Here is a 12977-nt window from a genome sequence, read left to right as displayed (position 1 = left end):
TCTAGTACAAGTATTGTAGCAAAGAGAAAGCTGGAATGCATCTGAAACAGGTTCTATGCTATAATGTCAAAAGTGAAAAAATGAAATCGGAAGTTCAAAAACTTGGAATAGAGGAATGCTATGGACAAAAGAAAAAGTATCATCGCAAGGTTTGGCTTCTTTATTGCCGGCCTTTTGATTATGTCGCTTGGGATTGTCTTTTTGATTCTTGCAGATCTTGGGGCGACTCCTTGGGATGTCCTCCATGTCGGGTTGTATGAACAGCTGGGCTTGACAATCGGCACCTGGTCCATATTGATCGGATGCATTGTCCTTCTTTCCTCTTCCATTCTATCAAGGAAAATTCCGAAAGTCGGAGCTTATTTGAATATGCTTCTCGTAGGTTTTTTCATTGATATATATATGCTGCTGCCGTTTATGAAAACACCGGACACATTGATGGGGAAAATCATCATGTTCCTTGTTGGCATGGTGGTCATGGCCTATGGCATGGGACTTTATATTGCAGCCGGCATCGGGGCTGGACCAAGGGACAGTTTGATGCTTGCCGTAAATGAACGTACGGGATGGAAGATTTCCCACGTACGAAGGACTATGGAAATAGTGGTGTTAGCCATTGGCTGGCAATTGGGCGGACCGGTATACTATGGGACGATTTTTTTTAGTCTGTCAATAGGTACTCTGGTGGGAATCGCATTGCCGCAATGTCAAAAAACGGTGGATTATTTGATGAAAAAGGCTGAGTCAGCCAAAAAAACAATATCAACAAATGAAATAGATAGAGGTGCAAAACTATGAAAATTTCTACTAAAGGCCGATATGGGCTGACCATTATGATCGAGCTTGCTAAAAGGCATGGTGAAGGCCCTACATCATTAAAAACGATTGCAGCGGCGCATGATTTATCGGAGCACTATCTTGAACAATTAGTGGCTCCATTGCGTAATGCGGGATTGGTAAAAAGTATCAGGGGGGCATACGGCGGCTATATTCTAGCAAAAGAGCCTTCCGAAATTTCATCAGGGGATATCATCCGTGTCCTTGAAGGGCCGATCAGCCCTGTTGAAGGAATCGAAGATGAGGAACCGGCTAAAAGGGAATTGTGGATCAGAATCAGAGATGCAGTGAAAGAAGTTTTGGATAATACAACAATTGAAGATTTGGCCCATCATACGAATGATGGCGAGTCCGATGCTTATATGTTTTATATTTAAGGTCATGTTGGATAACCTGCAGCCTTAGTTTTTTATCAATCAATTATTGGAGTGAAATGAATTGGAACGAATTTATCTCGACCATGCAGCTACATCTCCTGTGCATCCGCAAGTGGCTGAAAAAATGGTGAACCTGCTGAACGAACATTATGGAAATCCTTCCAGCATCCACTCATACGGAAGGGAAGCACGCCAGATCCTTGATGGTGCACGGACACTGCTGGCGAAGAGCATCAATGCTTCCTTTAATGAAATCATTTTCACCAGCGGAGGTACAGAAGCTGACAATATGGCAATCATCGGGGCTGCACATGCTGCGAAGGCTAAAGGGATGCATATCATTACTTCATCCATTGAGCATCATGCGGTGCTTCATGCCTGCCATGCTCTGGAATCAGAAGGATTCCATGTGACGTATCTGCCTGTTGACGAAAAAGGGCTCGTTGATCCGGAAGATGTTCGACAGGCATTGACGGACGAAACAACTGTCGTATCCATTATGTATGGGAACAATGAAGTAGGCACGATACAGCCGATTGCAGAGATTGCCAATGTTTTAAAAGAACATCAAGCAGTTTTTCATACAGATGCTGTACAAGCATATGGAATTGAAAACCTGGATGTAAAACAGCTTGGTGTGGATTTGTTATCCGTTTCATCCCATAAAATCAATGGGCCAAAAGGGATTGGATTTCTTTATGCAAGAGAAGGCGTCAAGCTCCAGCCGCGGATGCATGGAGGCGAGCAGGAGAAAAAGAGACGTGCAGGCACAGAAAATGTTTCTTCCATTGGAGCATTTGCAGAAGCTGTAAAAATAGCTGAAGAAACAAAGGAAGAACGAAGAGAGAAATACCGTGGTTACAAAAAGAAATTTATCGAAATCCTGAACCAACATGAAGTTGATTTTGAAGTGAACGGATTTCTTGATGAAGCTCTGCCCCATGTGCTAAACTTGAGCTTTGCCGGAACAGATGTGGAAGCAATGCTGGTGAATCTCGATCTATCCGGAGTTGCCGTATCCAGTGGATCTGCCTGCACGGCAGGTTCCATTGAGCCGTCCCACGTACTGGTGGCGATGTTCGGGAATGATTCGGAACGCTTAAGGAATTCAATCCGCTATAGTTTCGGCTTAAATAATACTGAAGAACAAATCGAAATGGCAGCTGAAAAAACAGCGGTCATCGTCAATAGATTGACAAAATAATAAAAGGAGGTGCGGAACATGAATAAAGCACCGAAAGATACGCGTGTCGTGGTCGGGATGTCAGGTGGAGTCGATTCCTCCGTTGCAGCTCTTTTATTAAAAGAGCAGGGCTATGATGTCATCGGCATTTTCATGAAAAACTGGGATGATACGGATGAATCCGGTGTCTGTACGGCAACAGAGGACTACGAAGACGTCATCCGAGTCTGCAACCAGATTGGGATCCCTTATTATGCAGTCAATTTTGAGCAGCAGTATTGGGATAAAGTATTCACGTATTTCCTTGATGAATATAAAGCGGGGCGCACGCCTAACCCGGATGTGATGTGCAATAAGGAAATCAAATTCAAAGCTTTCCTTGAGCATGCAATGAAGCTTGGAGCCGATTATCTGGCAACCGGCCATTATGCCCAGGTGGAATTCCGCGATGGAGAATACAAGATGCTGAGGGGGCTGGATGACAATAAGGATCAGACCTATTTCCTGAACCAGCTTTCACAGGAACAGCTCTCCAAAGTAATGTTCCCGATTGGCGGCATCGATAAAAAGAAAGTTCGCGAGATTGCGTCAGAAGCTGGGCTTGCAACAGCAGCCAAAAAAGACAGCACCGGAATCTGCTTCATAGGGGAAAGGAATTTTAAAGAATTCCTGGGAAATTATCTTCCTGCCCAACCTGGCAACATGGAAACGATGGACGGCAAAATCATGGGCAACCATGACGGGTTGATGTATTATACAATCGGCCAGAGGCATGGACTGGGCATTGGTGGTTCGGGCGATCCCTGGTTCGTCATCGGTAAAGATTTAGATCGCAATGTCCTTTATGTTGGACAAGGCTTTGATAATGATGCACTCTATTCTGAATCCATCATTGCTGCAAATGTCAGCTGGGTATCCAATGGAGCAAAACCGATGGAGTTTGCTTGTACGGCTAAATTCCGCTATCGTCAGCCGGACCAAAAAGTAACCGTTCAAATTCTTGAAGACACAACAGTGAAAGTCATATTCGATGAACCGGTTAGAGCGGTAACGCCTGGCCAAGCGGTGGTTTTCTATAAGGAAGACGAATGTCTCGGCGGAGGAACCATCGATCAAATCTTTAAACATAACAAAAAATTGACGTACGTCGGCTAAAGGAAGGACTGCTCTTTATAAAAAGAGCCAGTCCTTTTTTTGCCTTGATATACTGCCCATGAGGCGTTAAAACATGGATTTATGGTATACTTCACATAGAAGTTGAAAGCAATGAGGTGGATGATTTTATGGATAAAAATAAAGCAGGCATCGAGCATTTGGAAAAAGGTCAGTTTGAAGAGGCTATTGCCCTTTTTAATGAAGTGATTGAGGAAAATCCAAATGACGTGGTCGGATATATCAATTTTGGACATGTTTTATCAGCGGTGGGCGAAATGGAAAGAGCGGAAAAGTTCTATCTGAAGGCCATTGAAATAGATGAAAAAGCAGGGGCAGCCTACTATAGTCTGGGCAACCTTTATTATCAAGCGGAGAAATTGGAGCCGGCTATTAAAATGTATGAAAAAGCGATCAGCACCGGGCTGGAAAATAGCGATGCCTATTTCATGCTGGGTCTTTCATTCATGCAGGCTGAACAGTTCAAGCTGGCATTGCCATATTTGCAGAGGAGCACAGAGTTGAACAGCTCAGATGATGAGGCAAGATTTCAATTTGGCTTATGCCTGGCACAATTGGGCCTTTATGAAGAAGCGATCAGCGAGTTCCATCAAGTATTGGAGCTTGTCCCTGATCACACGGATGCCCTTTATAATTTAGGGGTTGCCGTTGCGGGACATGAAGATGATCCTGAAAAAGCCCTTGTTTATTTTGAAAAGGCGCTTGAAATCCAGCCGGATCACATGCTGGCAGGCTACGGGAAAAAAATGATGGAAAAAGCATTAGGGAACGATTGATTTTTTGTAAATGGAAAGGGGGGCAAAACCGATGAGCCGGCAAGGTCATATGGATTTATTTTCTGAGGATGAGAGATATATCAAAGGCCGCCATATCGTGACGATTTTCCACAATGAGCAGAACCTTTACTCTGTCGTAAGGATCCGTGTAGATGAAACAAACCTTCAGGACAGCGATAAAGAAGCTGTCATCACCGGCTATTTTCCAAGGATCCACGAAGAGGAAACCTATGTTTTTTATGGAGATGTAAAGGAGCATCCGAAGTTCGGCCCCCAATTCCATGTACAGCATTTTAAAAAAGTGATGCCCCAGACAAAAGAAGGGATCATCAATTATCTTTCCAGTGAACTTTTTAAAGGAATCGGTGCCAAGACAGCAGAAAAAATCGTTTCAGAGCTTGGTGAAAATGCGATCAGCAAAATATTGGAGCAGCCTTCCATATTGGATTCCATTCCTAAGCTCGCACCGGAAAAGGCAAAGATCATTTATGATACCCTGGTCGAGCATCAAGGGCTCGAACAGATCATGGTGGGCCTCAATACATACGGATTTGGACCGCAGCTTTCCATGAAAATCTATCAAGTCTACAAAGAAGATGCGTTGGAGATCATTGAAAAAAATCCTTATCAGCTGGTTGAGGATATAGAGGGAATCGGCTTCGGACGGGCGGATGAATTGGGAAGTAAAATCGGCATCCATGGCAGCCATCCTGACCGGATAAAAGCAGGCGTACTTTATGTTACGGAACAGCAATGCATCCAGGATGGACATGTGTATCTTGAAGCAAGGGATTTGCTGCAGAAAGTGAAATCATTGCTGGAAGAGAATCAGAACGTCGAAATTCCATTTGATGCTATTTCCAATGAAATTGTCCAGTTGAACGAAGAGAGTAAATTGATGATTGAGGAACAGCGGATCTACCTTCCCTCCCTTTATTTTTCTGAAAAAGGACTGGTGACAAGCATTCAAAGAATCCTTGCGCAGGATGAGTATAAAGATCAGTTTCCGCAGTCAGAGTTCCTGCTGGCGCTCGGGGAGTTGGAAGAGCGTCTGGGGGTCCAATATGCACCTTCTCAGAAAGAAGCCATAAGCCAGGCGCTGATGTCGCCGATGCTGCTTTTGACAGGCGGACCGGGTACCGGTAAAACGACAGTCATCAAAGGGATCGTAGAACTATATGCAGAACTTCATGGCTGTTCGCTGGATCCTAATCAATATAAGAAGGAGGAGCCGTTCCCTATCCTTCTTGCAGCCCCTACGGGAAGGGCTGCAAAGCGAATGACCGAATCGACCGGACTTCCTGCCGTGACTATCCATCGCTTGCTTGGGTGGAATGGGCAGGAGGGCTTCCAAGCAGATGATGAAAAGGAAATCGAGGGAAAGTTCTTAATCGTGGACGAAATGTCGATGGTCGATACTTGGCTTGCCCATCAGCTGTTCAAAGCTCTTCCGGAACATATTCAGGTAGTCATGGTGGGAGATGAAGATCAGCTGCCTTCTGTCGGTCCGGGGCAAGTGTTGAAAGACCTGTTGGCTTCCAAGGTAATTCCGACAGTCAGGCTCACTGATATTTACAGGCAGGCTGAGGGCTCCTCGATCATTGAATTGGCTCATGAGATTAAAAACGGTCATGTCCCCGCAGATGTAAGAAAGCAGCAGCCTGACCGCTCATTTATTGCCTGTAGTTCAGGACAGATCGCACAAGTGGTTGAAAAAGTCGTGCAAAATGCCGTAACAAAAGGCTTTACAGCCAAGGACATTCAAGTCTTGGCTCCTATGTACCGTGGGCCGGCTGGGATTGACAGCTTGAACGCATTATTGCAGGAGATATTAAATGGAAACGAAAAGGCTGCAAGGAAGGAACTTTCATATGGGAATGTAAAGTTTCGAATCGGGGATAAAGTCCTGCAGCTCGTCAATCAGCCTGAGAAAAATGTTTTTAATGGTGATATAGGGGAGATCATTTCCATATTCACTTCAAAAGAAAATGTAGAGAAGCAAGAGATGATCATTGTTTCTTATGAGGGGATTGAAGTGACCTATACAAAGCAGGAGATGAATCAAATCACTCATGCATACTGCTGCTCGATCCATAAGTCTCAAGGGAGCGAATTTCCCATCGTCATCTTGCCGGTTGTCAAAAGCTATTACCGAATGCTGAGAAGGAACCTTTTATATACCGCCATTACAAGGAGCAAGAAGTTCTTGATATTATTGGGCGAAGAGGATGCGTTCCGGATTGGAGTCGAACGGGAAGATGACCAAAAACGGAGGACAACCCTATGCCGTCGTTTAAAAGCAGCTGATACGGAAGAAGTCCAATCCGTTGATAAAAGTGAAGAACCCCAAACCCTTACAGAAGCAAATATCCATCAGATCAATCCAATGATAGGGATGGAAGACATCTCCCCTTATGACTTTATGTGAAAAGCAGTACAATTGATATTCTTCGATAAGAGGACCTTTGGTGGTCTTCTTTTTTTGAACTCAATTTATATGTTAACTTTTAATCTAAATGTGTTGACATATATTTATGATTGGGGATATTCTAAAGAGGAAGAACATTTGACATGGGGGATACATATGAACAGAAAACTAAAACCAATTGATTTAACATTAGCAGCAATGTTTGTAGCCTTAATGGCAATCGGAGCGAATATTACGACAATGGTTCCATTCATGGTAGTCGGCGGGGTTCCCATCACACTTCAGACGTTTTTTGCCATTTTGGCAGGAGCTATCCTTGGAAGCCGCCTTGGAGCAATAGCCATGATTGTCTATGCATTGGTGGGACTTGCAGGGGTGCCAGTCTTCGCGCAGTTCAGCGGAGGATTTTCAAACGTTCTAAGCCCGACATTTGGATTTATCATATCTTATATCATGACCGCTTATGCAACAGGTAAAATCATCGAAAAGAAGAGATCAGTCCCTGTATACATCACTGCAGCACTGATCGGTATGGTCATCAACTATCTATTCGGAACAAACTGGATGTATGGGGCCTATAAGCTTTGGGCAGCAGCTCCAGATGGTTTCACATACAAAATGGCTTGGGCGTGGATGATGGTTCCACTGCCAAAAGATATCATTCTTTCCGTTTTGGCAGGATTGATGGCACATAGGCTTGATAAAACGCTAATGTCCAGAAGCTCCTATAGAAATCTTAAGAAATCAGCTTAATCATAAGCGGGGAAATCAGTGTGAAAATGATTTCCCTGCTTTTTTTATTAATACTTATTGGAAAAGTCTGTTCCTTTTAAAACCTTGCACAGCGGGAACAATAGAAATGTTCGGAAGGTGGGGATACTTTTGCGAACATTTTCGTTGATCAACGGACTCGCTGTTTTTTTAAAGAACGGCGAAGAAGCAGGCTGTGTCTGCGATATCTACATTTCTGAACAAGGGCGTGTAACCGGTATTGCAATGAAAGCAAAGGGCCTGTTTCCGAAAAAATATAGATTGCCGATTGAATCGGTCATCGCTATCGGCCCTGATGGAATTCTGATTGACAGCAAAGAGCATTTGCAAAGAGGGCATGAAGAAGATGGGGAATACACCCTCCTTCATCATCAGCCTCTCCTCGGGAGGAAGACCTTGTCGATGGAAGGCGAATGCCTAGGGGAACTGGAAGATGTATACTTCCTGGAAAAATTGGGCACAATCGTAGGGTACGAGCTTACAGATGGTTTCTTTGCTGACATCATAGAAGGAAAAAGGGTCATTTCGACACCTGTCCCGCCATTAATAGGAAAAGATGCCATCATCGTCTCGACAGATTACATGCGAGGTGGCTTGCCCTATGATGAAATGTCCAAATTGCCAGAGCAAGGACTTGGGGAAAATCGGTATTAATCAATATTATTGCTGGAATTGCTTCATTGAGCTTTCAATTGCAAAAGGACTCATCCATACTCATCAAGTAGAAGAGGATGGGACGTTAAGTTCATTGGATGATCTGTTTGCCGAAGATGAACGCCAATTAAGTTAAATTCATCTATAGAAAGAGGTGATTGTTTTGAATAAAACGATGACCTCACTCATCGGGTTTGGCGCCGGTATTGCTGCTGCTGTATATTCTCAGAGGCAAAACGTAATGGGCGGCAGACAGTGGAAGAAAATGAGAAAAAGAATGATGAAGACATTCAGATAAGAGTGGAAGGGATAGTGAATTATTCACTGTCCCTTTTTTGAATGAAAATTGAGGGAATTGGAAAACTGAGTGGTAGGGAGGGAAGTAATGTGTCTTCTGGAATCGGGAAATGGATTCAACGATTAACATTTATTCTGCTCGTTTTGCTGCTCTTATACGTCATCTATCTTCTAAAAGGGGTCTGGCTTCCGGTATGGCATATTCTCTTTCTTACTTTCATTCCCTTCTTTATCGGAGGGTTCATTGCCTATCTCCTGCACCCCATCATTGAAAGAATACACAGTGCCGGCATTCATAGAGGAATAGCGATCTTGCTGATTTACTGTATTTTCTTTGGGGCAGTCGGTTATGGGCTTTATAAAGGCGTTCCTCTTTTGATCGTTCAAGTCAAAGAACTATCTGATAACATCCCGATGTTTGCAGATCAATACAAACATTGGAATGCTCACCTCCAGAACTCCACATCCCGCTGGCCTGACGGGGTGCAGCAGCAAATAAATGAGCAGATGCAGGCGTTTGAGCAGTGGACCAAGGATTTCCTGGGCTATGTCGTGGACATGCTGCTCAAAATCATCAATATGTTGTTCATTTTAGCGGTTATTCCGTTCATATCTTTTTACTTCCTGAAAGATATCAATAAAGTAAAAAGAATGTGCTGGTATTTGACCCCGAGGAAATGGCGGAAGCAAGGAATACGTTTTCTAAGGGATGTGAATGAATCTCTTGGAGGGTACATCCGGGGGCAATTCATCGTTTGCCTTGCAATAGGTGCCATTTCCACGGCTGTATTATGGTTTCTCGGCATCCATTACCCCGTTTTGCTAGGTATTGTCATTGGAATCACCAATGTCATTCCGTACTTTGGCCCTGTCATAGGTGCAATACCTGCATTGCTCATTGCAGCATCGGTTTCCATCAGATCGGTGATTTATGTTGTCATCTTGATCGTTGTTCTCCAATTCATCGAGGGGAATATTCTATCACCGTTAATCGTAGGAAAAAGCCTTCACATGCATCCTTTATTCATCATAGCCGCCCTGGTTATCGGAGGAGAGGCAGCAGGTGTCATTGGGATGCTTTTGGCAGTTCCCGTCCTTGCAGTATTGAAAGTAGCCCTTATCCATGCAAAAACACATTTTCCCAAATCTTCTTCGAGTGAGAATTGACAAAAGGTGTTTAACTTTCTATAATTCGACATAGATACATAAAGAAGAAAACATAGATGGATCGAGTATGCTATAGCCCACTTAGCTTTATGGCGCCAGAGAGGAATTCCCAAGGCTGAAAGGAATTCCAGGTGAAGAATAGCAGAACGCTAGTCCGGAGTACAGCTAATCACTGTCGTTCACCGCGTTAAGGTTTGAAAGAGATGGATGCAAAGAAGGAAAACGCATCCGAATCAGGGTGGTACCGCGAGTGCTCTCGTCCCTGCCATAGGGATGGGGGCTTTTTGTGTTTTCAAAAAATGATTTCAATCATATTGGAGGGAAAAGAATGAAGAATTTAACAGGCGCACAAATCAGAAGAATGTTTTTAGATTTCTTTGAAGAAAAAGGACATCGTATCGAACCAAGTGCTTCGCTGGTGCCTCACGAGGATCCATCCTTGCTTTGGATCAATTCAGGTGTAGCAACATTGAAAAAATATTTTGATGGACGGGTAGTACCTGAGAACCCGAGAATTGTTAACGCACAAAAATCCATCCGTACAAATGACATTGAGAACGTTGGGAAGACTGCCCGCCACCATACTTTCTTTGAAATGCTCGGGAACTTCTCCATCGGCGATTATTTTAAAGAAGAATCGATGGTTTGGGCTTGGGAATTCCTTACAAGCAAGGATTGGATCGGCTTTGACCCTGAAAAGCTTTCTGTCACCATCCATCCTGAAGATCATGAAGCGTATGACCTATGGAAAGAAAAAATCGGCATTCCGGAAGAGAGAATCATTCGACTTGAAGGAAACTTCTGGGACATCGGTGAAGGACCAAGCGGACCAAATACCGAGATTTTCTATGACAGGGGACCTGAATATGGCGATGACCCTGCAGATCCGGAGCTTTATCCAGGAGGGGAAAACGAGCGCTATTTAGAAATATGGAACCTTGTATTTTCACAGTTCAATCACAATCCAGATGGCACGTACACTCCACTTCCTAAGAAAAATATCGATACTGGAATGGGTCTTGAAAGGATGGCTTGCGTTGTCCAAAACGTCCCAACGAACTTCGATACCGACCTTTTCATGCCGATCATCAAAGCAACTGAAAAAATCTCAGGCAAATCATATGGAACGTCTAAAGAACAAGATGAAGCATTCAAAGTCATTGCGGACCATATCAGAACCGTATCATTTGCAGTCGGCGACGGAGCGCTTCCTTCCAATGAAGGCAGGGGCTATGTACTAAGAAGGCTTTTGCGCCGTGCAGTAAGGTACGCAAAGCAAATCGGCATCAATCGTCCATTCATGTTTGAACTTGTTCCGGTTGTATCTGAAATCATGGTGGATTTCTACCCGCAGGTAAAAGAAAAAATCGATTTCATCCAAAAAGTCGTGAAAAACGAAGAAGATCGTTTCCACGAAACATTGAATGAAGGATTGGCTATCCTATCTTCAGTCATCCAAAAAGCAAAATCTGAAGGATCGGATACAATCAACGGTGCGGATGTGTTCCGTCTATATGATACCTATGGATTCCCGGTTGAATTGACTGAAGAATACGCAGAAGAAGAAAACATGAAAGTGGACCACGCCGGATTTGAAAATGAAATGGAAAAGCAGCGTGAACGCGCACGCTCTGCAAGGCAGGATGTCGATTCCATGCAGGTTCAAGGCGGAGTCATCGGTGATGTGAAGACAGAAAGCAAGTTTGTCGGCTATGATGTTCTTCAAACTCCTGCAAATGTGGCTGTCCTTTTGAAGAATGGGGAATTTGCTGAGAGTGCTGATGCAGGAGAGGACATTCAATTCATCCTCAATGAAACACCATTTTATGCTGAAAGCGGCGGTCAGATTGCTGATAAAGGGCTTCTTCTCGGAGACGGTTTCAGAGTAGAAGTGAAAGATGTCCAAAAGGCACCAAATGGACAAAACCTTCATAACGCTAAAGTCGTTGAAGGAACACTGATCAGCGGAGCTTCTGTTACGGCTATAGTGGACGAAGCTTCTAGAAGCAAAGTGATTAAAAACCATACGGCAACCCACTTGCTGCACCAAGCCTTGAAAGATGTACTTGGAACACATGTAAACCAGGCAGGTTCATTAGTTGAACCTTCCAGACTGCGATTTGACTTCTCCCATTTCGGGCAGATTAAAGAAGAAGAGTTGAAGGAAATCGAAAGAATCGTCAATGAGAAAATCTGGGCAAGCATCCCTGTGAAAATCGAAAACAAAGGGATTGCGGAAGCAAAAGAAATGGGAGCAATGGCATTGTTCGGCGAGAAGTATGGGGATATCGTACGCGTCGTTTCTGTAGGGGACTACAGCATTGAGCTTTGCGGAGGATGCCATGTTTCAAATACATCCGTGATCGGATTGTTTAAAATTGTATCCGAGAGTGGAATTGGTGCAGGTACAAGAAGGATTGAAGCAGTCACTGGAGAATGGGCTTATAAACAAATGAATGAAGGTCTTCAGCTTCTTGGAGAAGTGGCTTCCAAATTAAAAACAAATCAAAAGGATGCCTTGAACAGGATTGACAGCCTGTTGGCTGAGCTCAAGGAAGTCCAAAGAGAAAATGAATCATTATCTGCAAAGCTGTCCAACATCGAAGCAGGAAGCCTCTTAGATCAAGTGAAAGATATCGATGGGGTGAAAGTCCTTGCGAGCAAGGTCAATGCTTCTGACATGAATAACCTTCGCACGATGGCTGATGAATTAAAGCAGAAAATCGGTTCAGGCATCATCCTGCTGGGTGCTGTAAGTGAAGGGAAAGTGAACTTCATCGCAGGTGTCACAGAGGATCTTGTTAAGAAAGGCTACCATGCAGGAAAATTGGTGAAAGAAGTAGCATCCATTTGCGGAGGCGGCGGTGGCGGCCGACCGGATATGGCTCAAGCTGGAGGAAAAGACCCGCAAAAAATCGAAGCAGCTATTCAATATGCAGAAGAATGGATTAAATCCGTTTGATTCCTATTGAAAGTGGTGTACAATGGTAGGTAACGATTGACAATTTGACTTGGCTTAAGGACAAGCATATAGTGAGGTGCAGAAAATGAGCTCATTTGACAAAACGATGCGTTTTAATTTTCCTGAAGAACCGATTGAACATGATGTAAAAGAAGTCTTGTTTCAAGTGTATGAAGCGCTGCAGGAAAAGGGCTATAATCCAATCAATCAAATAGTGGGCTACCTTTTATCAGGGGATCCGGCTTATATTCCACGTCACAACGATGCGCGTAACATCATTCGCCGCTTGGAGCGCGATGAAATGATCGAAGAACTGGTTAAGTCGTATTTACATCAGCACAAAGAGGGATGA

The 12977-nt window shown here is 43.9% G+C and carries 13 protein-coding genes; all 13 read left to right on the top strand.

What is annotated here, in order from left to right:
- Nucleotides 1–120 precede the first annotated feature (120 nt).
- The 13 genes from ABTV07_RS14555 to ABTV07_RS14495 all read left to right on the top strand — a co-directional run bounded on the left by ABTV07_RS14555 (nt 121) and on the right by ABTV07_RS14495 (nt 12977).
- Nucleotides 121–798 (top strand): YczE/YyaS/YitT family protein, encoded by a 678-nt coding sequence (locus ABTV07_RS14555; protein WP_433743353.1) that lies wholly within the window; start codon nt 121–123, stop codon nt 796–798.
- A complete protein-coding gene (cymR, locus tag ABTV07_RS14550; RefSeq protein WP_433743351.1) occupies nt 795–1214 on the top strand; it encodes a cysteine metabolism transcriptional regulator CymR in 420 nt (139 codons plus the stop codon). The genes ABTV07_RS14555 and cymR overlap by 4 nt, the downstream gene beginning before the upstream one ends.
- 61 nt (nt 1215–1275) lie before the next feature.
- Nucleotides 1276–2418, top strand: a complete 1143-nt coding sequence (locus ABTV07_RS14545; protein WP_433743350.1) for a cysteine desulfurase family protein — start codon at nt 1276–1278, stop codon at nt 2416–2418.
- Between the two features lie 18 nt (nt 2419–2436).
- Complete coding sequence (gene mnmA / locus ABTV07_RS14540) at nt 2437–3552, top strand: tRNA 2-thiouridine(34) synthase MnmA (RefSeq protein ID WP_433743348.1); 1116 nt, start codon at nt 2437–2439, stop codon at nt 3550–3552.
- Between the two features lie 128 nt (nt 3553–3680).
- On the top strand, nt 3681–4346 hold the full coding sequence (locus tag ABTV07_RS14535) for a tetratricopeptide repeat protein (protein ID WP_433743347.1): 666 nt from the start codon (nt 3681–3683) through the stop codon (nt 4344–4346).
- A gap of 31 nt (nt 4347–4377) precedes the next feature.
- Nucleotides 4378–6774, top strand: coding sequence for an SF1B family DNA helicase RecD2 (gene recD2 / locus ABTV07_RS14530; RefSeq protein WP_433743345.1), 2397 nt, complete (start codon nt 4378–4380; stop codon nt 6772–6774).
- A gap of 156 nt (nt 6775–6930) precedes the next feature.
- Complete coding sequence (locus ABTV07_RS14525; protein ID WP_433743344.1) at nt 6931–7527, top strand: biotin transporter BioY; 597 nt, start codon at nt 6931–6933, stop codon at nt 7525–7527.
- 129 nt (nt 7528–7656) lie between these two features.
- The gene (locus ABTV07_RS14520) at nt 7657–8199 is read left to right on the top strand and encodes a PRC-barrel domain-containing protein (RefSeq protein ID WP_433743342.1); all 543 of its coding nucleotides are present in this window, start codon (nt 7657–7659) and stop codon (nt 8197–8199) included.
- The gene (locus ABTV07_RS14515; RefSeq protein WP_114744976.1) at nt 8147–8335 is read left to right on the top strand and encodes a hypothetical protein; all 189 of its coding nucleotides are present in this window, start codon (nt 8147–8149) and stop codon (nt 8333–8335) included. Before ABTV07_RS14520 ends, ABTV07_RS14515 begins: the two co-directional genes overlap by 53 nt.
- Before the next feature lie 27 nt (nt 8336–8362).
- Nucleotides 8363–8497, top strand: a complete 135-nt coding sequence (locus ABTV07_RS14510; RefSeq protein WP_433743341.1) for a YrzQ family protein — start codon at nt 8363–8365, stop codon at nt 8495–8497.
- A gap of 89 nt (nt 8498–8586) precedes the next feature.
- Complete coding sequence (locus tag ABTV07_RS14505) at nt 8587–9663, top strand: AI-2E family transporter (protein ID WP_433743340.1); 1077 nt, start codon at nt 8587–8589, stop codon at nt 9661–9663.
- 328 nt (nt 9664–9991) lie between these two features.
- Nucleotides 9992–12625, top strand: coding sequence for an alanine--tRNA ligase (alaS, locus tag ABTV07_RS14500; protein WP_433743338.1), 2634 nt, complete (start codon nt 9992–9994; stop codon nt 12623–12625).
- A gap of 85 nt (nt 12626–12710) precedes the next feature.
- Nucleotides 12711–12977: an IreB family regulatory phosphoprotein gene (locus tag ABTV07_RS14495; protein WP_114744973.1), complete on the top strand. Its 267-nt coding sequence runs from the start codon at nt 12711–12713 to the stop codon at nt 12975–12977.

The organism is Falsibacillus pallidus, assembly GCF_050990905.1.
In the GTDB taxonomy this organism is placed as follows: domain Bacteria; phylum Bacillota; class Bacilli; order Bacillales; family DSM-25281; genus Falsibacillus; species Falsibacillus pallidus_A.
This window is presented reverse-complemented; position numbering and strand designations above follow the sequence as displayed.